The sequence below is a fragment of the Mesorhizobium sp. LSJC269B00 genome (assembly GCF_000502815.1).
Lineage (GTDB): Bacteria > Pseudomonadota > Alphaproteobacteria > Rhizobiales > Rhizobiaceae > Mesorhizobium.
The window spans coordinates 19,465-41,124 of sequence record NZ_AYVN01000020.1; the positions used below are offsets into that span (position 1 = coordinate 19,465).

A 21,660-nucleotide genomic window follows, 5' to 3' on the forward strand; every position below is an offset into this window, starting at 1 on the left:
GATCATATTTGCCCAGGTCAAGCGATCCAAGTCCGCTCTTCCGGTTTTCTTTGGGATCGCGTCAACCATGTCGGGCGCACCCGTTCGTACGGAGCAACTGGCGCTCCGCACGAGGGACAGGGCAACTCACTGGTGACTGGGTGCGTGCCTGACGAAGCTCTTCGTTTCGGCTGAGATAAATGCTCTCACTTACGGAACATCGCAGGTTCGTCGAAGTTGGAAAGCTACGGAGGACGTGCACATGAACAGTGTCATCTATCTTATCGGCCTTATCGTTGTCGTGCTCGCGGTCCTCTCCTTCCTCGGTTTTCACTAGGTGGCCTCATGCAGCATGAGAACGATCAGGGCGGACAGCCCACCGATTTCGACAAGGCGAAAAGCGACGTCTCCGACAGACTTCGCCAGGAAAATGAGCGTGCCAGCGAGTTGCTTCACGACGCGCGGGACGAGGTGACCCGTAAGGCTGGCGACTATGCATCTGAAGCCACGCAGGTCATCTCCGACAAGGCGGAGGAGGCGCAGCGCGACATCGGATCGAGCTTGGCGGCGTTGGGTGGTGCACTGCGAGCCGCCAGCGATCACCTTGCCAGCAACGATGAAAGGAACGCATCGAAGTTCGCTTTGGATGCTGCCAGTGGCCTTGAGCGGCTTTCATCGTCCTTGAAACAGAAGCCCTTTAGCCAAGTCCTTGATGACGTGCAGTCCTTCGGCCGGCAAAATCCCGGTGTCCTGCTTGCGGGATCGGTGTTGGCCGGATTGGCTCTCGGGCGGTTCATCAAGGCTTCTCCGNCCAGGACAATCCCAGCCTTGCCGGGCTAGTCACCGATTTGGCCCAGAATGTCACCACTCTGGTGCAAACCGAGGCGAGGCTGTTTCGGGCCGAGCTCTCTGAAAAGCTTACCAAAGCCGGAGCAGGTGCTGCGGAAGTGCTGGGCGGCGCGATTTGCCTGCTCGCCGCGCTCTTGGTGTTGCTGCAGGCGCTCATTATCGCACTGACGCGGGCAGGGCTTGGCGCGGGGTGGTCTTCCCTGCTGGTCGGTGTGGTCGTGGCGGTCCTCGGCGTCATCCTGCTGCGGACCGGGACGGCCAGCATGGCGCCTTCGGAACTTACCCCCGACCGGACCCAGGGACAGCTCAAGCGCGACGCGAGCGCGATTAAGGAACAGGTGAGATGAACGAGAAATCCGCAGCCGAACTTGAACGCGAGGCCGAGGCGGCTCGCGCTCGGGTGATGGAGACCGCCGAATCCATTCGAGGCAAGATGACGCCTGGACAATTGCTGGATGAGNGACGCGAGCGCGATTAAGGAACAGGTGAGATGAACGAGAAATCCGCAGCCGAACTTGAACGCGAGGCCGAGGCTGCTCGCGCTCGGGTGATGGAGACCGCCGAATCCATTCGAGGCAAGATGACGCCTGGACAATTGCTGGATGAGTTCACCGGGCTGTTCTCGGGAGGGGAGAGCGCGGCCATGCTCAGCAATCTCAGAACGCAGGTCCGAGACAATCCTTTGCCGGTCACCATGGTGGGCGCAGGTCTGGCCTGGCTGATGTTCGGCAGCGGTACCTCAAACACCATCCAACGTTCGGATGACTACCGATTGCCTTCAGCGCCGGGACAACATGATGTAGCAGGGGAGCGCGGCGGCTTGGGCGGCACGCTCTCCGATGCCGCGGAATCGCTCTCCTCGAGCGCTGCCAGCGTCGGCGACACCATATCGAGCACCGCAAGAGCCGCTGCGGCGGGTCTGACGGGAAGCGCTGCCAATGCAAGCTCGACGACTGGGGACATGGCGGCGAAAGCCAGCCGCTCCGCGCAAGATCTGTTGGAGGATCAACCCTTGGCCGTTGCGGCCGTCGGTCTCGCCATCGGCGCCGCTATAGGTGCAATTCTGCCCCATACCGCAACGGAGGACGAGCAACTAGGCGCCTATGGCGACAAGCTTCGCGATTCCGCCGAAACTTTGCTCGACAGGGGCCTCGATGAGGCCAAGCAGGTCGCCGCCGACGCCTATGAGACCATCAAGCAGGAAGCTGGCCGGCAAGATATGGAAGCAGACACGATAGCCGATCAGCTCGGCGAGATCGTGAAGTCCACAGCAGACAAGACCGAGCATGCCGTGCGCGAACGTATTTCCGATACGCCTCAGCGTCAAACCTAGCCTGATGGTCCTGGATCAGCGATAGACGGTTCCAGAAGGCGTGCATAATAGTCGCGCTGATCGCTGCGCGTGGAGCTCGATCATGCCCTTCAAAGCACGTGGAAGATGGGCGGACGGGGACTTAATTCCTGACCACCTTGCAACCTGTCAGATTTTCCGACTGGCCAGCAATCTTGTCAGCCAGTCAGGATCCATTTCGGGAACAGAGGACAAAAGCCGTTCGGTGTAAGCGGCATGCGGAGGTGTGAGAACCACGCTCTTCAATCCCTGCTCGACGACTTTGCCGCCGTGCATGACGACAATCTCGTCTGCTATCGCGCGCACCGTGGCAATGTCATGGGTAATGAAGATGTAGCTCATCCCGAGTTCACGCTGTAGGCGCATCAGAAGCTTGAGGATCTCCTCCTGCACAATTTGGTCGAGCGCGGATGTGATCTCGTCGCAGATGATAAGCTCCGGTTCGGCAGCCAATGCCCGCGCAATGCAGACGCGTTGTTTTTGGCCACCTGATAGCTCGCCAGGTAGACGTTCCAGAAAATCCTCGCTCATCTCGACCAGGTGCATAAGTTCGCTTATCCGGCGATCTCTCTGCGCGCCTTTGAGGCCGAGGTAGAATTCGAGTGGCCGCTCTAAGACTTCTTCGACCGTTTGGCGCGGATTAAGGGCGTTGTCGGGCATTTGATAAATCATCTGGACGCGACGCAGGACCTCCTTGGGCCGCGCCTTCAGGCTCTTGGAAAGGAGCTGGCCTGCGAAAGAAATCGAACCCGAACTTGGCGGCAAGAGTCCGGTAACGACTCGAGCGAGCGTCGATTTCCCAGAACCGGATTCGCCGACCACAGCGACTGTTCTTCCGCGCGGAACCTTGATGGAGACATCCTGGAGCACCTTGACCCCTCCGGCATAAGCCGCGGTGACGTTGTCTATCGTCAAGAGATAGTCATCGGCTGGAACTTCGGGCTTGGCGAGCTTGCGGACTGCCCAGAGCGTCCTCGTATATTCCTGGCTGGGGGAGGCCAGCATCTGGCGTGTGTCAGCCACCTCCACGGTAACTCCGTGTCGCAGAACCATGATGCGATCCGCCATTTGCGCCACCACCGCCAGGTCATGCGTTACGTAGATTGCAGCAGTACTGAATTCCTCAACGATGTTGCGAATGGAGGCAAGGACTTCAACCTGCGTGGTCACATCGAGCGCCGTTGTTGGCTCGTCGAATATTATGAGGTCCGGTCGACAAGCCATTGCCATCGCTGTCATGGCCCGTTGCAACTGCCCGCCTGAGACCTGATGAGGATAGCGAAAGCCTATGCTCTCGGGTACTGGGAGCTGAAGACGCCGATAAAGATCCACGGCGCTCCGGTTCGCCTCTTCCCGGCTGACGATTCGATGCGCCACCGCGGTTTCGATGGTTTGTTCCAAAAGTCGATGTGCCGGATTGAAGGAGGCCGCCGCGCTTTGCGCGACATAGGCAATGCGGGAGCCCCGGAGACGACGGCGCCCCTTTTCATTGACTGCCAGGAGATCAATCCCGTCGAACAGGACCGAGCCCTGTGTGATCCGGCAGCCCGGTTTGGCATAGCCCATTGCGGCAAGGCCAATGGTGGACTTGCCGGCGCCTGACTCGCCGATTAGGCCAAGAACCTCCCCCCGCTTCAGCGTAAGATCGATCCCGCGGACGATGGGATGCCACTGTTCGTCCGAGGATCCCTCCACATGCAGATTGCGGATTTGCAGTAGATCCTTTCCTTTTTCGCGTGAGCCTGGATCGCTACTTTTCATCCCGCAACCCGCTTGTTGCGTGCAGGTACCAGTCCACAACGAAATTTACGGATACGGTAAGAAGAGCTATCGCGCCGGCCGGAAGCAGCGGCGTGACATCGCCGTAAGTGATCAGGGTTGCGTTCTCGCGCACCATTGATCCCCAATCGGCCGTCGGCGGCTGAATACCGACTCCGAGGAACGACAGCGCCGCGACTGTCAGGAACACGAAGCAGAATCGCAAGCCGAACTCGGCGACCAGTGGAGGCATGACATTGGGAAGGATTTCATTGGCGATAATCCATCTCGGTCCCTCGCCGCGCAATCGCGCCACCTCGACATATTCCATCACGGCCACGTTAAGCCCAACGGCGCGAGAAAGCCGAAAGACACGGGTGGAATCGAGAAGCGCAATGATAACAATCAGGCTGGTGATCGACGAGCCGAAGATCGACAGAAGCACCAGCGCGAAGATCAGACTCGGGATCGACATCAGCACGTCCACCGCACGCGACAAGATCTGGTCGAGCCACCCCCTATACAATGCGGCAAGGAGGCCGAGCGACACGCCTACCGCGAAGGAGAGCAATGTAGTCGCGACCGCGATAGCGATGGTGTTGCGCGCACCGTAGATCAAGCGGGTGAGCATGTCGCGGCCGAGCTGGTCGGTTCCCAATTCGAATTCCTGATTCCACGGCGCGAAGGCTTCGCTGAAGACCTGCGTCTCGCCATATGGGGCTATCCAGTGCGCGAAGACCGCAACAAGGACGTAGCCAACGATCACCACGATGCCGAACCATGCACTAAGCGGTGCCTTCTTCAGCGCTGTTGTCGCCCGGCTGGCACGCGAGCGCCTCAGCCTCTGAACCGCCGCGATAGATTGGGATCTGGTCATCGTGGGTGCAAGAGCCTGGGGTTGGTGGCGATGGAAATAATGTCGGCCAGCAGGTTGAGAAGGATGTAGGTCGCGGCGAAAATCAGGGCACAGGCCTGGACAACCGGAACATCCCTGGATTTTACCGCATCAACCATCAGTTGGCCGATCCCGGGATAGACGAAAACGACCTCGACCACGACCACTCCGACGATGAGATATGCCATATTGAACGCCACGACAGTGACGATGGGAGCCCAGGCATTGGGCAGGGCATGCCTCAGCACGATCACCATCGGGGACATTCCCTTGAGGCGCGCCATATCGATGTAGGGGCTTGCGAGCATGTTGATGATGGCCGCTCGGGTCATGCGCATCATGTGGGCCACGATCACGAGTGTAAGGGTGATTGCCGGCAGCGCCACTTTCCAGAGGTGCTCCCAAAATGGGGTCTGATCGTTCACATTCGACAATGTCGGAAATTTGGGAACCGCATTGAGTGCCCAGGTCAGTGAGATACTGAGCCAATGGGGCAGGGATTGAGCGAAATCGGATGCAATGAACGTGTCGCGCGAGATCACCAGGTAGGCGAGCATATAGGCGACGAAAAACTCCGGGAACGAAATAGTTGTCAGTGTCACGGCATTCACCAGCCGGTCGAACCAGCCGTTGCGGTACAGCGCGGCGAGAATGCCAAGCCCAAGCGCCAGCGGAACCGCTATCAGCGCGGTCACCGCTGCAAGAAACATCGTATTGTAGAGGCGTGGCGCGATGATCTCGGCCACGGTACGCCGATATCCGGTGCGGCTCGCGAACGAAGAGCCGAAGTCGCCGTGAAGCATTTGCGCGACCCAGACGAAATAGCGCTCGACAGGCGGACGATCGATGCCGATTTCCCGCTGAAAGGCGGCGACCGTTTCGGGCGTCGCCGACTGCCCGAGCGTGGCCTTGGCGAAGTCGCCCGGAAGCATCGCGATGGCAGAGAAGATGATGATGGACACGATGAACAAAGTGACCAGGCCGAGGCCAAGGCGCTGCAGAACCGTTCTTGCGACGGGGTTCATGTGAGTGCCGTCTCCCTTTGGGCGGCAGTCCTGCACTCGGAGCAAGCCGACCGGAGCCTCACAACCATCGTGGCCCCGGCCGCCTTTTCATGCCGTGGCGATCCACCAGCGTTCGGCCATTTTCAGTCCATCGTTCTCCCAGTTGGGCGCCACTTCGCCATGTGCGAGCTTTTTGGATTGGGCGCTGACGAAATTGTTGAAGACCAGCACGATGCTGCCGCCATCGTCGTGGGTTAGTTGCTGCATCTCGGCATACATTCCCGCTCGCTTGGCCTCGTCCGTCTCGGCCCGCGCCTTAACAAGCAATTCGTTGAAATGGGGATTTTTCCAGAACGACTCATTCCAGCTGGAGTCCGCGGCGAAGGCTTGCGTGAACATCCAGTCGGCCGTCGCTCGACCGCTCCAATAGGATGCGCACCAGGGTTTCTTGAGCCAGATATTGTCCCAATAAGCGTCCTCGGCCTCCCGCACGACATTGACGTCGATGCCGCATTGGGCTGCCGTCTCGCGAATGAGCGAAGCCGCATCCACCGCGCCTGCAAAAGCGGCATCGGCGACCGAGAGATCCACCTTCAGGTTCTCCATTCCGGCCTTTTTCAGGTAGTGCTTGGCTTTTTCCGGATCGAAGTTGTGTTGCGGTTGCGGATCCTTGGCGAATTTGATCGCTGGCGCGATCGGGTTGTCGTTAGCCACGGTGGCGTGGCCGAGAAAGATCTTGTCGACGATTTCTTGGCGATTGATCGCCCATTTCAATGCCGTTCGCACGTCTGGATTATCAAACGGCGCCATCGCGGCATTCATCGGCAAGGTATAATGTCCGTAGCCGGTGACCTCGACGATTTCCACCTTCGGATTGCGTTTCAACATGCCGAGGGTCTTGAGGTCGGCGCGGCCGATATAGTCCACCTCGCCCGTCGACAAGGCCGCCATGCGAGCGGCAAGATCAGTGATGGCGATGAATTCCACCTCGTCGAGATAGGGCTTGCCGTTTTTGAAGTAGTTTGGATTGCGCTTGAGTTTCGCCGAAACGCCGGGCTGGAAATTCTCAAGGAGGAAAGCGCCGGTGCGAACCCCTGAAGCCCAGTCCGCCTTGCCGTCCTTGGCTGGCATGATGACCAGATGGTAGTCACTCATGATGTAAGGGAAATCGGCGTTGCCGCTCTTGAGCGTGAAGACCACCGTTTCCGGGCCGTCGGCCTTGATCCCGGCGACGGACTCCAACAGCGACTTCGCCGCCGATTTTGTGTCCTTGCCCATGTGATATTGCAATGACGTCACGACGTCATCCGCCGTCACAGTCTTGCCGTTGTGGAAGGTTGCGCCTTTGCGCAGCTTGAAGGCCCAGGTCTTGGCCCCATCCGAAGATTCGAAGCTCTCGGCGAGGTCCGGTTGGACATTGCCTTTGGCGTCGACCTCAGTGAGGCTGTTGGATAGCGAGCCCGAAAACGCGGTTTGTGTGAACGTATCGGGGTAGCCGGCCGGATCGATTGAATCCGTCGTCGCGCCATGAGCCATGCCGAGCTTGGCGAAGCCGCCGTGCATCGGTTCGGCACGCGCCCTGGCGACGAAGAGCGTGTCGGCGGCGGCGACCGTCAGGCCTGCGGCTATCCCAAGATGAATGAAGTCGCGGCGGGAAACTTTGCTGCCACCGACCAGGCTTTGCGCGAGACCAAGCTTGTATTCAGATTCTGACATTTGACTCTCCCATTGCGGAGTTCTCCGCGTTATTTTTTTCAAGCACCTGCGAACAAATCTGCTAGTTGGCTTCGGCCATCTTTCTTCGAATTTTTCCAATCCCAATCGGCTTTTGGGCCAATCAGGCCGTCACATAGATGCTGCCGGCTTCGACGGTGACTGGAAATGTGCGAGCGCGAATGGACGGATCGACCAAGGCTTCACCTGACTTGATGTCGAATTCCCAGCCATGCCAGGCGCATCGAACGATCTCGTTTTCGCGATGATAGATGAATTGCGCTTGTTCAACGGGCGCGGTTGTCCCGCATTGCGGTCCCTCGCAAAGTGGAGCGCCGCGGTGCGGACAGACATTCAGCAGCGCGTGGAATGAATCTCCGATGCGGAAAATCCCGACCGAAAGGCTGCGGATCTTGGCGATAAACGGAGATCCTGTTTCGATCTCGTGGACGCGGCAGATATATGTCTTCTCGGGCATCGTATGGTTCCTCAGGCAGCATTCGCGGCTTGCGCACGGGGGATGCGTTTGTAGACTTCCAACGCATTCAGTCCCATGATCTTGCTCTTCCAGGCAGGAGGGATTTGCAGCGTGTTGGCATCGTCGTAATCCCAGTGCGGATAGTCCGACGCAAACATCAGCGTGTTTTCCCCGTCCATCGCTTCGAGCGTGGACCAGAGATGTTGGATGTTTGCAGGTTGCTCCAGCGGCTGCGTGGAAAAGCGGATGTTGCGCCGGCAATATTCCGATGGCAGCATCTTCAGCCATGGCGTCTCTTTACGCAGCGCTTTGTAGTCGGCATCCAGGCGCCACAGGACCGACGGAACCCAGGCGACACCGCACTCGATGATCACGAAGTAGAGGTCCGGCCACTTCTCGAAGACGCCATGGGCGATCATGCTTGCCACGTGCGACATCGCGGACATGTGCAAAATGGCATGCGTTTCCCAGAAGAATGTCGTGGGCGCAGGCGCAATGGCAGTTGAATTCACGCCGCCATGCCCGCCCAGATGTATGGCGAACGGCAACCCTACTTCAGCGCAAGCTTCGTAGATCGGATGGTAGAACGGGTCTCCATACGGCTTGACGGACCCTTGGGAAGCGAGAACCTGGACCATACGCGGATAACTGCCCAGACGGCGTATCTCGGCGGCAGCGAGCTTCGGATCCTGTGGTGCGATGATGATCGAACCCATGAAACGATCGTCTTTCGGCAGCCATTGGTTGATCTGATAGTCATTGTAGGCGCTGACCAGGGCGCTGGCATAGTAAGGATTGGCGAGGGTCGACGCCTCGATCGGCTCATCGCCGGTGAGGATCGCCACGTCGACTTTGTACTTGTCGAGGTGCTTCTCTTTCATGATGAGATAATTGTCGGCTTCCGTCTTCGGACGGACGTCCTTGCGGGAGAAGTCCTGCGGATGAAACCAGGGGCGATGGCCATGCGGAAATGCGCCGACTGGACCTGTTTTCTCGCCCTCGGTGAACATGTCTTTCCACAAGCCGGAAAGGTATGGCGTCAACACGGTGGCGCTTGACCAGTAATTGTGACAGTCGCAATCAACTATGAACACTTTGTTCCGCTCCGTGGCCCGTCCCGGCGGTGCGCCGGCCGATGATCTGGTGCAGCTTCCCCCTTGAGTATTGTTTGATCAAGCTTATGGTAGGCAGGAACATGATCGAATTTTTCGATCGGGATTTCCATGCAGCTTGATCACATCGAAACCTTTCTCGACATCATCGAATCGAGAAATTTCAATCGCACCGCAGATCGGTTGGGCTTAACCCAATCGACAATCAGCACCCGCATCAAGAACCTGGAGAGCGCAATCGGATCTGAACTGTTCCAACGCGGACGCGCCGGGGCAGAGCCGACTGCCGCAGGGCGCCGGTTCGAAGCCTACGCAAGATCTCTGGTATCCACTTGGTCGCAGGCTCGCCACGATGTCCGGGCCTTCAACCGTTTCGAAGGCACCTTGCGCGTTGCCGCCCAAGTGGGCATGACCCGCTCAGTCCTGCCCGGGTGGGTCGAAACCCTGTGCCAAGCACTTCCGAAGTCCTCAATCCATGTCGAGTCGGATTATTCGAACCAGATGGTCAGCGACCTCAGCATGGGAAACCTGGATATCGCGGTGCTTTATGCCCCCCGCTACTTGCCTGAGATCGCATACGAGCACCTGATGGTCGAGGAATATTTAATGGTTTCGACTGCCGCCAGAAACCTGTCGGACGTCGATCCCGACACCTACATCCGCCCAGGCTACACCGTCGTGCTGGAGAAAACGCACGCAGAGATGCTGGCTCAATTGGCGATCTGCCGACTTTCGACCGGATCGGAAGCTCTGGCGGAGATCATGCTCCGGCGAACGGGCGGCACTTGCTACATGCGCAGCGATGATGCGCGCAGGTTTACCGGTGAGATTCCATCGTTCCTGGTCGAAGGAGCGCCGACCTTGCACCAGCCAGTCCATACGGCGATACTGGCACGCCGCAAACACGAACCGATCATTCGCAAAGGCATCCGTGCTCTCCATCTCGCTGTTATGTCGCTGGAGGTTTAATCGATATTCCCGATCATAACGCTGGGATAATATTGCTGTTCAGCGGGGTAAGAACTGGCATGTTCGCTCGACCTAACGCCGAGCCGCACGATGAATGCATACGCCTCCATCCAAGCCTCAGATGTCGTGCCCACCATGCGTCAGCGGCGATGGGCACAAAAGACGCGAGATATAGTGCTCTGCCGTCGCGTGATAGACGAGACGCACGATGTGAAAACATTTGTTCTCACATCTGCCGCTGGTCGGATGTTCTGCTTCAGCGCGGGCCAGTATGTTCTCGTGCACCTCAGGATCAACGGCGCCACAATAACGCGCGCCTACTCGGTATCGTCACCGCCGACGCGACCGCTTGATCTTCAGATCACCGTGAAGCGAACGCAGGGCGGGCTCACTTCCAACTGGATCCATGACCATTTGACGCCGGGCAGCGAGATCGAGATCGAAGGGCCGCTCGGTTCGTTCAATCTGGATAAATTGCCGTCGGAGAAACCTGTTTTCCTTTCGGGCGGGAGCGGCGTGACTCCGACCATGTCAATGCTGCGTGCGCTTACAGACCGCGCAGACGACAGGGAGATCCGCTTCATTCACAGCGCGAAAACCCCAGGCGACATCATCTTCCGAGCGGAACTGGAAGCACTTGCCGCTCGCTTTCCCAATGTTCAAGTGACTTTGGTTTGCGGCCAGGGAGGTCCCGCTTGGACGGGTTCAACCGGCCGAATTGATGGTCGGATGCTGCTGAGCCTGGTTCCCGATCTTCACAAGCGCACCGTTTTTGCCTGTGGGCCCGAAGGATACATGAAGACGGCACGCGCCTGCCTTGATGCAATAGGCTTCCCGCCGGCGCAGTATCACGAGGAGAGTTTCGGAGGCAGCAATGGTTCTCGGTCGGAATTGGGCTTGGCGATTTCGTCTTCGGTCCGTTTTGTCCGCTCGGGTGTGGAGCATCGCTGCGCGCCCGGAGAGACCCTGCTGGACGCGGCGCGGAACTGTGGCATCTACATCCCAACCGCCTGCCAGCAGGGCGTTTGCGGAACGTGCCGAATAGCCAAACTATCCGGCGAGGTTACCATGGACGATTTGGGCGGACTGAATGCTAAAGATAAATCTGCCGGCTATGTCCTGGCATGTTGCAGCCGCCCGCGAGGGACGGTTTTGCTCGATGCTTAGCTCGGCGTTGTTGACTGTTGGAAGATTCCGTCGGCGCACGCATCGGCGTCAGGGTCTAACCCAACGGCTCGACGCTCGAAGCTGTCAGTCCGTTATCGGCCCCCAAATGAGACGTTGGAAGCATTGAGGGCAGGGGACAGTTCGTGGCGCAAACGAGATAGCAGCTCCGAGTAGTCATCGCTGTTCGCGAAACGGTCGATTTCTGGACATCGCAATGTCGGGTATGGACTAACGCGCTATCTCGGCTCGAGGACCCATTCAGGTACGCGCCTGACATTAGGTATTGAGCATAGATCCGTGCGTCCCGGAAAGCGGACGCGGCACGATCCGGGTTAGGCGAGTAAGATAATACGCTCGATGACGGCGGCGCGCGCGGGAACGTCGCAACCAAGGATGAAGCTGTTGCTGGAGTCGAGCGGGCATTCACGCGGCCATGCCGGAGCAGATCGGCGCTACGACGGCCCAGCAGCCTTTGTCGCGGGGGGTTGTGTGCGTCAAGTTCTGCAAAATGGGGCAACCATGATGCTGGTCCTGCGGCTTGGCGCAGAGCGACCAGCGATCGCCATTTCCGATGCCAGCGCCTAAGCCTTTTATGAGACCTAAGCGCAGCTTGCCGGCCGCAGCATGGTCCCAATTTGGGACGAATAGTTTGGCACCCATATTGCACCCACATCTTTCGCCGGCTGATCCCCGGTCCTGATCGCGTACTCTGATCAGGTGTAAGGCTCGCCGGGCTCGAGGTTGTTGGGGTCTTCGCCCGGCGAGTTGTCTGCCAATGCGCAGTCACAGCCACATGGTGACGCCATACTCCGAAATGCCGCAAGCATTCCGCGGTTGTGCATCGCCCGACCAAGGTCGATCGGTATGGGACTTCAGTCGCGCTAAAGGGGGATACGGTCTGCGACTCCGGATTTTTTGCTAGATTTCAGAGGGTTACAAAGCGCTTCGCAGTCGTCAGTCGCTCATTGCAACAAGCATTTATCTAAAGTTCATTCAGTCGAATTAGGAAACTCTTATAAGCCGCTCTATAACGAATCGGCGAGGTGGCTATTCGCCTGAGGAGGTACCATGACATCCCGAAAAACCCTTTTGGCGGCGCTTGCCGCGCTTGCGCTAGTGACCGCTCCTGCTTTCGCTGGTGCGGGTGGAAACGGTGGTGGTCACGGCAATGGTGGTGGTCACGGCAATGGTGGTGGTCACGGCAATGGCGGTGGTCACGGCAATAGCGGCAAGTCCGGCAACGGCGGCGGGAAGTCCGGCAACAGCGCTTCGCACGGCAAGTCGGCATCGGCTCACGCCGGAAAGAAGGCCTCGGGCGAAGACCAGGTCGCCGTCGACGACATTGAGGTCGCCGCGACGCCTAAGGACAAGAACATTCACGCCAAGCTTGGCCGGCTGAACTCGCTGCAGCGCAACATCAACGCTTATATGAACTCCAAGAGCAAGAAATTCGCCGGCATTCAGGCTTATGTGACAGCTTCGGCTGCCGCCAAGGGCGCCCAAGCCGCGGTAGATGCCGCCCAAGCGGAAGTCGACGCGTTGAACGCCAAATTGAACGACCCGAATACTCCGGCCGACCAAGTCCCGACCCAGGAGCAGATCGATGCAGCGCAGGCGGCGCTCGATGCCGCCAATATAGCGGCGGCCGATGCTGCTGCCGCCGTCCCATCGCTGGATGACGCGCTCGCCGATATGGCCAACAAGCCGGTCGACGCCGAGGTCACCGAATGGGCCAACAGCGTGCTTGCCGAGAAGATCGACGAGATGGCTTCCAAACAGGATCCTGCGCCAACGCCGTAAGACCGGTCACCGCTGAAACGACCCTAGTCGAACGTGCAAGCCGCCGGGTCACACCCCCGGCGGCAGGGAGACGACGAGCTTGCCACCTTTTCTCCTCTTTGAGGGCGACCCCTAAACAAGCGGAGTCGCTACCGACGCTTAGGAACAAAAGTGCCGAAATACCGTGTTGAGGAGATCGCAGCCGATGCCGTGACGGCCACCCACACCGTCAACGCGAAAACTCCGATCAGGGCGGCGCGCGAAGCGGCGGAACGCGAGGTCATTCTACGCCCGGCCACATCTTCGAATACAGCTCAGCCTGTAGGGCGGTCCATACCCGGCTGGCCGCGGCTCACGCTGGTTTCTTGAAACGCACCATGCCGTCGACCTCGATGCGCAAGTTCGACTATTGACCCGGACCAGGGTTCTCTCGGTCTGTTTGAGCGAGGGGGGAAGCAATACGATTTCCTGGGCGTGCCGCTTGAGGCGTTTGTCGCGTTCAAATCTGCCCCACCAAGGGCCGCTATTCAACAATCACATCCGCAACCAACTATGCATTCCGGCTCGCCCAAGAAAAGGCTGCAGGCTCCTTGGACGATTAAGGGAGGTTCTTTCAGAAAAACGGCCCGCGCTGATCGAAGGGCGCGGGCCGGTCCGTTGCCGCCGGTCGGCAGCGGGAGGCATCCATTCCGGCCGGTGCAAACCAGCCCCTCCCGCCACAATTAGCAACCTTCGGCAGTCGTTTTCATCTGTCCAGGGGCTGCGGACTTGGCACTGGTGTCATCCTGTTGACCAGGAGCGGCCTGCTTAGCACTGCCACTCTGCTGGCCGGGCGCACAGTCCTTCGCTGAGTTCGAATTGGTCGACTTCGTTGTGGTCGAATCCGTGTTGTTATCTGTCGTCGGCATCGTTGTGGTAGTGGAGGAGCCACTCGACGTCGTCCCTGTTGTCCCTGTCGTCCCCGCGAACGCAAGCCCGCTGGAAAGAGCCATCATGGCAGTGGCAAAAAGAAGCCGTTTCATTCTTCATCTCCTAATGGCAAGTAATGTCCCTTCCATTCGATAACGGGGGATGCGAAGGATCGGTTCCAACGCGACCTTGTCTTGACCGGCAGCTTTGGGGCGGCCGTTAGCGGACTGGCAGCCTTCACACGGCGGATCTTCGGTAGCTGACATTCCGGCTAGCGCGGACATCGCCTTCCCCATGGGCAGAAATTAGTCTCCTGGGGCCCGCCCACGTTTCTCTCAAGCCACCGATTTCATGGCCGACAGGTTATCACGATGTGTCTGAAGGTGGAGAAGCTGATCGTCGCCCCTTGGTTGTGCAGCCCTTCAGCCGTGGGCCAACCTCCGAACACCCTTGAAAAAGAACTTGAAGTCGTCCCGCACCAGAGCGAACGTCTTCGGATGATCGGGATAACACGGCGGTCACGAGACACCTGTTCCCGCGTCTTTTGCTCGCTCGCCGGCGCAGCGGCAAATTGATCATAGACGGTACTAAGTGGTCTTGCTGCTCCGGCATCTCGCCGTGAGGAAGAAATGACGCTGAGGATGCCCAACTGTCGTCGGGTCCGCTGGCCGCGCTTATGGGTCACGCGGCAGGCGTTGCAATCCCTTCTAAAGCGATGATCCTGGTGTTAGCGGAACGTTTGCGGATCTCGATCAGCCGGGCGTATTCCGGCGAATTATACCAGCCCATCAATGACGCCATGTCGGGGAATTCGACAATGACCAGTCGGTGTGGATCCCAATCACCTTCCAAAACCTTGGTGGCGCCACCGCGGCCCAGGTACCGCCCACCGTACCGCTCTTCGGTAGCGGGAACGTCCCGCCGATATTCCTCGAACAAGGCAGCGTCTTTTACGTCTACATCCGCTATCAGATAGGCAGCCATCTGTGTTTCCTCCTTAGACCCCGCTCGCCCTCCTCGGCTTCGGCGTCGTCGGTCCGCACCCTAACGACGATCTCCGTGGCGACATCCAGCGCCAGCGCGCTTTTCGATGATTGTTGGAGCTGCCACGGCTTTCCTTCTTTCGCATGGTTCGCAAAGATTAGCATGATCGCTGCTCTCGTGTCTGGCGGTCTCCCTCAAAGCGTCATCGAGCGCCCTTCAGATGAGACACCGCCGTCTCGACAGGTAGGCTCGGCAGTGTTCGGTTTTTCTTCGGTTCTTTTCATCCAAAACTTACTTGTAGAAAAGCGCGAATGAAAATAGGAAATATGCAACCTGAAAGATGATAAAAATCAGCAAGGTCCATGCAAGGGACTTCCAGAACGAATCGGTTGCTAGGTAAGTCCAGGTCGCTACCACGGTCGACGTGGCAAACATCCCAATCAGTAATCGCGGAAAAAACATCATGTTCAATGCCGCCCATAGCTGGACCGACCGGTCTCACGTCTACTCCCCAGAAGAACGTAAGGTTTCACTAAATTAGTAATTGCGCAAGCACCAATGGCCAGAACCAAACCTTCCGAACAGCTTTCCCGGGCTGAAATCGAGCGCTTCCTGGCGGCAGCCGAAGCGCTGCACAAGAGCATATTCGGGTCGCTGTGCGTACCACAGCGAGCATGCCAAGCTCTGTGAGGTCCATCGACCCCTTTTGAAGGCGATCGAGAACATCACCGGCCACAAGGCGCAGTTCATCCAAAGGAACGGGACAGGGCCGTCTCAGCCGCGCGGGAGCCGTCTGGCTAGCCGCCGGTCAAGTCCTATAAGCTCGGATGCGAAGCTTCGCTTCTCTTCCCGCAGGGTATTGCGACGCATTTTAAGCGCTTGAGTTTGCCGACGGTCTTCTCGAAGCGTACACTTTAATACCTGGGGTGGCGAAGCCCGCCAGCCGAGTGGTTGCCCTCCGCTCGCAGCCAACCGGCTCCGTGGCTCGGTGAATGGCTAGCACTGTCGCAGCAGTCCTCCGAACGCAGCCCGCCATGGCGGTGGCCGGCTTAGCAGTCTGATGCCCCCTCGCGGGCGAGATTGTCCACGTCGAGCGGATTGCTGACCAGTTTCAGCGCGCCGTCCGGGTTGCGCGGCCATTCCGCTTCCGGGCGATCCCAATAGAGTTCTACCCCGTTGCCGGGGATCGCGCACATAGATCGCCTCCGAGCCGCCATGGTCATTCGCGCCGGTGAGCGTCACCCCTGCTGCTCGCAGGCGGCGCAGCGCAGCCGCCAACGCCGCCCGTGTCGGATAGAGAAAGGCGACATGGTGTAGGCCCGTCGTGCCAATCGGGGGCGCGGCGCCGCCGCGGCTTTTCCAGTTAGTGAGCGCCAGATGATGGTGATATCCGCCCGCCGCGAGAAAGGCAGCCTCCTCGCTTAGCGACATGGTGACGCCGAACCCGAGGGCACCGCAATAAAAGGCTAGCGATCGCTCGATGTCGGCGACGTTGAGATGGACGTGACCGACCCGAACGCGCGGGTTGATGGCATATTTTTCGACGACGCTGGCGGCGTCATTGGGATTGATCGATTGATCGTTCATGGCCTCCGCTCCCCTGCTGGCGATTTCCACAAGCGAAATCATCGCGCAAATGCATTGCCCGGAAAATATGAGATGACTGGAATGAGCATCCCGTTTTCTGCATAATCCGGGAATGCGCATCGACGAGATATGTGTCTTCATCAACGTCCTCGAGGCAGGGAGCTTTGCCGGCGCGGCGCGCCGTCTCGGCATGCCTGCAACGACAGTGAGCGCCAAGGTCGCGGCCCTGGAGCGACGGCTCGGGCTCTCGTTGATCCAGCGCACGACCAGAAAGCTGCGCGCTACGCCCAAGGGCCAAGCCTATTTCGAGCGGTGTCGCATCGCGCTGCGAGAAATCGAGACCGTCGAAGCTGAGCTTCGCGCAGAGTCGGCGGGGATGGACGGACAGCTTCGGCTGACGGCGTCAGTGGATATCGCGCAGACGCTTCTACCGCCTGTTATTGCAGCGTTCCGTAAGGCTTATCCGGCGGTCGCCGTTGATCTCGTCGTCACCGACCGCGTTGCCGATCTCGTCGCCGACGGCATCGACCTCGCCGTGCGCGTCGGCCCGTTGCGCGATTCCAGCCTGATCTCACGCGCTTTCGTGACGGGTCCTTCAGGACACTTCCAAGGCCTACCTCGGCCGCCGGGGCACACCTGTCTCACTGGAGCAACTCGAACATCACGATCTAATCGCCCTCAGCAAGGCATGGGCGCGACCGCTGCCGATGCTGGCGGGCGACCGGAAGATCGGTGTTGACCTGACAGGGGGCCTCACCTGCGATGATCTGCTAACGGTGAGGGCGCTCGTGGCGATAGGATTGGGCATCAGCTTTCTTCCAGGCTATCTCGCCCATCAGCTCGATCTGGTGCGGGTACTCCCCGAACTGCGTTCACCGTTTACCGGCCTAGTCTTTGCTTATCCGGCACAGAAGTGGGCGCAACGACACCGGTCGCACCTGGTGCAGATGTTCGACAGCTCCGTGGTGCGCGGTCATGTCTCGGCGGTAGGGGCAAAAGGGCCTAGGCGATAAGATAGGTATTGCCCTGCGGAATCGGGTGGGATTCTAACTGCGATGACACACGAATTGCTTGCAGACGACGGTTGGGCCGAGACGATTGAGCTTCTCGGCGGCGAAGATTTGCTTACGCGGAGCGCCCGCGAGACGAAGGCGTTCCTGCGTCCGCAGGGCGTTCAATCGGCGCCCGATTTGTTGCGCCTGACGCGCGGCGGCTTCTCGACCAAAATCCATCTGAAGACACCTAACGCGTTCATTGGACAGCGACCCATTACTTGGCCCGCCGGCTCATGTTGGCGGGCTTTTTTGCGTCAGTCGGGAACAACCTCGCTCTGAGGCTGTTCGTTCACACCCGGCTCGTTCTTCAGCGATTCCTGCCGGTGACCAAGATGTCCTCTCCACTCGTCATGGTCGGCCCGCGCAGCCTCGGAAGCAGGCGCGGGCCTCATTCGCCGTCATTGCTGTGTGCTCGGTGCGCAACCGCTTCTTTGAATGCGCGTGCTGCTGCATCGCAAGCGACACGTGAGGAGCCGTTCACGGACAGGATGATTTCGGCTGCCTTCACGGTCAAACCGTGTTTTTCGGCGAACTCTGCGGCTGTGTATGCGAGTTTTGTTTTTTCGCTACTCCGCATTTCTGACTCCATAGATCTCTTGCGCCTCGTGCAAGCTCTGTCGGGCCTGTTGCAGTGATCGATGCAAGTTCGCCAGCAATTCGTCGGCGTCGGCCGTCGGACTGCCTTCGTGATCCAGTAAGCCGACGATAATATCCTGCTTGGAAACGATGCTCTCGTTGTGAACGAGTTGGCCCATAAAATATATGAGCCGGCTCTGTGCCGGTGTGGGCATGGGCCTTCTCCCTGGTCGGGCGAAAGCCTGATGATCGCTCCCAAGCGCCTCGTGCCTGTTTGTTTTTGATTTTTCGAGGCGACCGCAGCAGTGTGCGCTCGTTAGCAGGCCATGGCAACCGGCCAGGCAATTGCAGCATCCACGCTGCGCACGCCGCCCTGACCGCGCGTGCCGGCCCCTGGCGTCGCTCGGCCGCTACTTCAGTGTTTCCGGTTGACAATCGTGGTCGGCGCACCGCATTTTCGCATTGAGGGACAAACGTGGGGAACCCTGCATGAAGAAGCCTTATCAGAAGCCGGAACTAAAGAAGCGCGAGAAGCTCTCGGCCGTAACGGCTGTGTGCACGCCATCAACCTGCACCGATGAGTGAGAACCTTTAGGCCCAAGGCGCTTTGCCGAAATTCGCTAGAGAGGGACTGCAGTGAAGAAAGAATACAGCAAGCCAGTACTGACCAAACGTGGGCGTCTCAGCGCAGTGACGGCGCAATTGGCACCCAGTGTTGAACCCAGAGGAGCCTAGGCAAACCCCTGCAACAAAGCCAGTTGGCTTCGGCGGCGGGCTTTTCCGCTTCCAGGCGCCGAAACTTATCTTCGCGTGCCTGTCACAACGAGCCATGCGGTTTCCGTGCTCGGTCTCCGCACTTCAGGGTCGCTGAACCCTGCCTCTCGCAAGGCAGCAATGACCTCATCCGGCTCGCGAGGTGTAAAAATATCGGCCGGCATGTTCATCCGGTCCATATGTGCCTTCGGGAGGAAGCCAAGCACGACGCGACCGCCTGGTTTGAGGACGCGATGGAGCTCTGCGGATCCAGCTCTAAGGCTTTGCCAGAAGTACACTGTGTGGACGCTGAGAGCCTTGTCGAATGTGCTATCCGGCAAGGGCAAGTCCTCGACTAGCCCGGTTCGGAACTCGGCTCGTCCGACGCGCACTGCATCGGCGAACCGGTGGGAGGCAGCGTTCACGACATCCTGCGAGCGGTCAACACCGCAAACGAATGCTGCCTCACGGATAAGTTGCGGCAGTAAAACTGCGCCGCCGAAACCGACCTCCACGGCACGATCTACCGGGACCAGGTGCACTTGATCGAGAGCGTAGCCGTTGAGCCGGGCATTGCCCCGGTTCATTCCGGCCCGGACCAGCCAGCCGCCGGTTCGGTCGGCCAGGACAGTGGTTTCGCTATAAATCGTGGCGCCATCCGATCCCACCCATATTCGGGTCATCTAGCCACCATGCGCCTAGAAGCGGCCGCCCCGCAAACGCTGCTTCGATAGCGATGACCAGTTGGGTTGTGCTGCGCTCTTAGGCGTCGCATTCCAGCGGCTGGTGGTCCGGTTGCTCGTGCCACATCACCTGGCGGAAGTCGCGACGGTCTACCTTTTGCGCGCAAATGGGGCGCGCATAGAAATGCTCTTCCCAGTCAGGTCATGTGGCTTGCCGGGGATGGGCGGTCCGAGGTTGGCTATTCTGGCCGTGCCCGACCGAACCCGTCGTAGCGGCAAAACTTCTGCAAGGCGTGCCCGTTGTCCGATCGCCCGCTCGCATTTTTTGTACCATATATTCGCGGCTTCCATTAGCATCCCCTCATGGCAACTCTGCGGTACGGCGTAAGGCGGGAACCGGATGGGACGTGGACGGTGTTCGACGTGTTCACCGGGCTGCCGGCTATTGTAGCGGGCCACCCATCTGTCGACCTTCCCGACATGGAGTATGCCGAAGAGCTGGCNCACCGGGCTGCCGGCTATTGTAGCGGGCCACCCATCTGTCGACCTTCCCGACATGGAGTATGCCGAAGAGCTGGCGGCCATCCTGAATGCCAACGACCTGAAGCAGAGGCTATCTCAAGGGAGGTTCCCCGGAGGGTTCGCCTGACTGAAGTGGCATTAGCCCCCGTTGTATGCCCATCCAGGATGGTTCGTCCGATCCGAGCAAGCATTTGTTATTGATCTACCGACTACGACGGTCTTAAATCGACTTGCCATTGCGTTTCGTAGGGAGGATGTGATGAGCAACGTGGTGTCAATTCGCAAGGCCACGCCTCGCGTGGAAGTGGTCGGAGCCAGTGGCGAATGGGTCGTCCGCATCATAGAGACCGACCAGGAAATTACACGCTCATTCGGCCTGGAATCGTTTGCGCTGTCCTTCGCTGAAGGCCAGCGGATACGGCTACATCTCGACAAGGTTGTGCGGCTTCAGGACCCTCCTGCGGCTAGGTAACCTCAGTACCTGGACGGTGTTGGACGATTCCATGGCTGGTGAGATGCTTGCGGTGTGACGTCTCTCGTCCGCCGGACGCAAGGGCGGCGGGCACCTTTTGAATTGACAAGGCGCGGGCTGATTGACAACCTTTGGCTGTAAATGCGCTTTGCCTCAAATTTCCACTGGAGGGACTGCATGAAGAAAGAATACAGCAAGCCAGTACTGACCAAACGTGGGCGTCTGAGCGCAGTGACTGCGCAATTGGCACCCAGTGTTGAACCGCGATCCACATCCTAAGCAAACCACGGCCCTGCAACAAAAGCCCGCTGGCTTCGGTCGGCGGGTTTTGTTCTGACGCGTGGTAGGAACCGGCGATGAGGCTGTTCCTCGTCGCACTCGTTGTTTTGTCTTTGATGGCCGTCGGCTTCTGGCTGGCGGCCCAGTTGTTCCTGCCTCACTGATCGAGCTCCAGCGGCTCATGATCTGGTTGCTCGTGCCACATGACCTGGCGGAAGTCGCGCTTGTCGACCTGCTGGCCGCAGATCGGGCATGGGTGAAATCGATCGTGCCCGTCCTGCGGTTGGTGTGGCTTGCCGGGCTTAGGCGGTCCAAGGTCGGCTATTCTGGTCATGCTCGAACGAACACGATTTCGCGGCAAAAGTTCCTTCAGTTGCTCTTCTCAGTTGGTGAAAGACATCGCACCAAAAGCGATAGTCATCTGGTCGACCGTCGAAATGAGCCTCCAAAGCGCACTGCGCCACGGCGGTCGCCGCTTCCAACCCGTAGAGATCGACCGCAGATTGAGCGGCCTGATCTCGGTACATGCGAGGCGAGGAGGAATTGCAGCGCACCTATTTCGTCTGGCAGGTCGGACTTCATCGAATCGGAATGGGTTTTTTACACATTCGTTTATCTATTCATGGTTTCTAATACATATGGCATCCAACGCGTTCACCCGGATCTGGTTTGCTTTGAGCCGCCTAAGGCGCGCCACGAACGGTAACGTTGCCGTCATCGTTGCCTTCACCTTGCCGGTCGTGGTTGGCGGCGCCGGCCTCGGTGTGGAGACATCCTTTTGGTATT

General features: G+C 58.9%; 18 protein-coding genes and 1 pseudogene. 8 read left to right on the top strand and 11 right to left on the bottom strand.

The window, feature by feature from the left end; genetic code table 11:
• Positions 1-827 precede the first annotated feature (827 nt).
• Together X771_RS136990 and X771_RS136985 are read left to right on the top strand one after the other, a co-directional pair.
• A complete protein-coding gene (locus tag X771_RS136990) occupies positions 828-1,175 on the top strand; it encodes a phage holin family protein (RefSeq protein ID WP_023690442.1) in 348 nt (115 codons plus the stop codon).
• A 203-nt stretch (positions 1,176-1,378) separates the two neighbouring features.
• The gene (locus tag X771_RS136985; protein ID WP_245262807.1) at positions 1,379-2,161 is read left to right on the top strand and encodes a hypothetical protein; all 783 of its coding nucleotides are present in this window, start codon (positions 1,379-1,381) and stop codon (positions 2,159-2,161) included.
• Between the two features lie 147 nt (positions 2,162-2,308).
• On the opposite strand, the gene X771_RS136980 is transcribed toward X771_RS136985, so the two are convergent.
• The 6 genes from X771_RS136980 to X771_RS136955 all read right to left on the bottom strand — a co-directional run bounded on the left by X771_RS136980 (position 2,309) and on the right by X771_RS136955 (position 9,121).
• Positions 2,309-3,940 (bottom strand): ABC transporter ATP-binding protein, encoded by a 1,632-nt coding sequence (locus X771_RS136980; protein ID WP_023694068.1) that lies wholly within the window; start codon positions 3,938-3,940, stop codon positions 2,309-2,311.
• Positions 3,930-4,814, bottom strand: a complete 885-nt coding sequence (locus tag X771_RS136975) for an ABC transporter permease (protein ID WP_023690446.1) — start codon at positions 4,812-4,814, stop codon at positions 3,930-3,932. The genes X771_RS136980 and X771_RS136975 overlap by 11 nt, the downstream gene beginning before the upstream one ends.
• Positions 4,811-5,857: an ABC transporter permease gene (locus tag X771_RS136970; protein ID WP_023673826.1), complete on the bottom strand. Its 1,047-nt coding sequence runs from the start codon at positions 5,855-5,857 to the stop codon at positions 4,811-4,813. Before X771_RS136970 ends, X771_RS136975 begins: the two co-directional genes overlap by 4 nt.
• A gap of 87 nt (positions 5,858-5,944) precedes the next feature.
• A complete protein-coding gene (locus X771_RS136965; protein WP_245262808.1) occupies positions 5,945-7,651 on the bottom strand; it encodes an ABC transporter substrate-binding protein in 1,707 nt (568 codons plus the stop codon).
• 22 nt (positions 7,652-7,673) lie between these two features.
• Positions 7,674-8,027: a Rieske (2Fe-2S) protein gene (locus X771_RS136960; RefSeq protein WP_023690448.1), complete on the bottom strand. Its 354-nt coding sequence runs from the start codon at positions 8,025-8,027 to the stop codon at positions 7,674-7,676.
• 11 nt (positions 8,028-8,038) lie between these two features.
• Positions 8,039-9,121: an amidohydrolase family protein gene (locus X771_RS136955; RefSeq protein WP_031201701.1), complete on the bottom strand. Its 1,083-nt coding sequence runs from the start codon at positions 9,119-9,121 to the stop codon at positions 8,039-8,041.
• A gap of 129 nt (positions 9,122-9,250) precedes the next feature.
• Between X771_RS136955 and X771_RS136950 the strand changes: the two genes are divergently transcribed.
• From X771_RS136950 to X771_RS136935, 3 genes are all read left to right on the top strand, one after another.
• Positions 9,251-10,108: a LysR family transcriptional regulator gene (locus X771_RS136950; protein ID WP_023690450.1), complete on the top strand. Its 858-nt coding sequence runs from the start codon at positions 9,251-9,253 to the stop codon at positions 10,106-10,108.
• Between the two features lie 210 nt (positions 10,109-10,318).
• The gene (locus X771_RS136945) at positions 10,319-11,275 is read left to right on the top strand and encodes a hybrid-cluster NAD(P)-dependent oxidoreductase (protein WP_198025867.1); all 957 of its coding nucleotides are present in this window, start codon (positions 10,319-10,321) and stop codon (positions 11,273-11,275) included.
• A gap of 1,068 nt (positions 11,276-12,343) precedes the next feature.
• Complete coding sequence (locus X771_RS136935) at positions 12,344-13,075, top strand: hypothetical protein (protein WP_023694064.1); 732 nt, start codon at positions 12,344-12,346, stop codon at positions 13,073-13,075.
• A 1,569-nt stretch (positions 13,076-14,644) separates the two neighbouring features.
• Here X771_RS136935 and X771_RS136930 read toward each other — a convergent pair.
• Both X771_RS136930 and X771_RS01000000165555 read right to left on the bottom strand, forming a co-directional pair.
• Complete coding sequence (locus X771_RS136930; protein ID WP_023670645.1) at positions 14,645-14,947, bottom strand: DUF1330 domain-containing protein; 303 nt, start codon at positions 14,945-14,947, stop codon at positions 14,645-14,647.
• 1,049 nt (positions 14,948-15,996) lie between these two features.
• A pseudogene (locus X771_RS01000000165555) lies at positions 15,997-16,534 on the bottom strand (VOC family protein).
• 112 nt (positions 16,535-16,646) lie between these two features.
• Here X771_RS01000000165555 and X771_RS0135340 point away from each other — a divergent pair.
• Complete coding sequence (locus X771_RS0135340; RefSeq protein ID WP_023690457.1) at positions 16,647-17,273, top strand: LysR substrate-binding domain-containing protein; 627 nt, start codon at positions 16,647-16,649, stop codon at positions 17,271-17,273.
• Between the two features lie 316 nt (positions 17,274-17,589).
• Positions 17,590-17,868, top strand: coding sequence for a hypothetical protein (locus tag X771_RS136915; protein ID WP_023670652.1), 279 nt, complete (start codon positions 17,590-17,592; stop codon positions 17,866-17,868).
• A 109-nt stretch (positions 17,869-17,977) separates the two neighbouring features.
• On the opposite strand, the gene X771_RS1000000167610 is transcribed toward X771_RS136915, so the two are convergent.
• From X771_RS1000000167610 to X771_RS1000000166075, 3 genes are all read right to left on the bottom strand, one after another.
• Positions 17,978-18,166 carry a hypothetical protein gene (locus X771_RS1000000167610; RefSeq protein ID WP_245261925.1) on the bottom strand — a complete coding sequence of 63 codons (189 nt, stop codon included), beginning with the start codon at positions 18,164-18,166 and terminating at the stop codon, positions 17,978-17,980.
• A complete protein-coding gene (locus X771_RS136910; protein WP_023690459.1) occupies positions 18,156-18,380 on the bottom strand; it encodes a hypothetical protein in 225 nt (74 codons plus the stop codon). Before X771_RS136910 ends, X771_RS1000000167610 begins: the two co-directional genes overlap by 11 nt.
• A 585-nt stretch (positions 18,381-18,965) precedes the next feature.
• Positions 18,966-19,601: a class I SAM-dependent methyltransferase gene (locus tag X771_RS1000000166075; protein WP_023670654.1), complete on the bottom strand. Its 636-nt coding sequence runs from the start codon at positions 19,599-19,601 to the stop codon at positions 18,966-18,968.
• A 781-nt stretch (positions 19,602-20,382) separates the two neighbouring features.
• On the opposite strand from X771_RS1000000166075, the gene X771_RS136905 reads away from it, so the two are divergent.
• Complete coding sequence (locus tag X771_RS136905) at positions 20,383-20,595, top strand: hypothetical protein (protein WP_023690461.1); 213 nt, start codon at positions 20,383-20,385, stop codon at positions 20,593-20,595.
• Positions 20,596-21,660 lie beyond the last annotated feature (1,065 nt).

What these genes read in the sequence shown, in the direction of transcription:
- X771_RS136985 (WP_245262807.1), top strand. Translation starts at nt 1,379, where the DNA reads ATGGAGACCGCCGAATCCATTCGAGGCAAGATGACGCCTGGACAATTG.
- X771_RS136980 (WP_023694068.1), bottom strand. Translation starts at nt 3,940, where the DNA reads ATGAAAAGTAGCGATCCAGGCTCACGCGAAAAAGGAAAGGATCTACTG.
- X771_RS136975 (WP_023690446.1), bottom strand. Translation starts at nt 4,814, where the DNA reads ATGACCAGATCCCAATCTATCGCGGCGGTTCAGAGGCTGAGGCGCTCG.
- X771_RS136970 (WP_023673826.1), bottom strand. Translation starts at nt 5,857, where the DNA reads ATGAACCCCGTCGCAAGAACGGTTCTGCAGCGCCTTGGCCTCGGCCTG.
- X771_RS136960 (WP_023690448.1), bottom strand. Translation starts at nt 8,027, where the DNA reads ATGCCCGAGAAGACATATATCTGCCGCGTCCACGAGATCGAAACAGGA.
- X771_RS136950 (WP_023690450.1), top strand. Translation starts at nt 9,251, where the DNA reads ATGCAGCTTGATCACATCGAAACCTTTCTCGACATCATCGAATCGAGA.
- X771_RS136935 (WP_023694064.1), top strand. Translation starts at nt 12,344, where the DNA reads ATGACATCCCGAAAAACCCTTTTGGCGGCGCTTGCCGCGCTTGCGCTA.
- X771_RS136930 (WP_023670645.1), bottom strand. Translation starts at nt 14,947, where the DNA reads ATGGCTGCCTATCTGATAGCGGATGTAGACGTAAAAGACGCTGCCTTG.
- X771_RS0135340 (WP_023690457.1), top strand. Translation starts at nt 16,647, where the DNA reads ATGCGCATCGACGAGATATGTGTCTTCATCAACGTCCTCGAGGCAGGG.
- X771_RS136915 (WP_023670652.1), top strand. Translation starts at nt 17,590, where the DNA reads ATGACACACGAATTGCTTGCAGACGACGGTTGGGCCGAGACGATTGAG.
- X771_RS1000000167610 (WP_245261925.1), bottom strand. Translation starts at nt 18,166, where the DNA reads ATGCGGAGTAGCGAAAAAACAAAACTCGCATACACAGCCGCAGAGTTC.
- X771_RS136910 (WP_023690459.1), bottom strand. Translation starts at nt 18,380, where the DNA reads ATGCCCACACCGGCACAGAGCCGGCTCATATATTTTATGGGCCAACTC.
- X771_RS1000000166075 (WP_023670654.1), bottom strand. Translation starts at nt 19,601, where the DNA reads ATGACCCGAATATGGGTGGGATCGGATGGCGCCACGATTTATAGCGAA.
- X771_RS136905 (WP_023690461.1), top strand. Translation starts at nt 20,383, where the DNA reads ATGAGCAACGTGGTGTCAATTCGCAAGGCCACGCCTCGCGTGGAAGTG.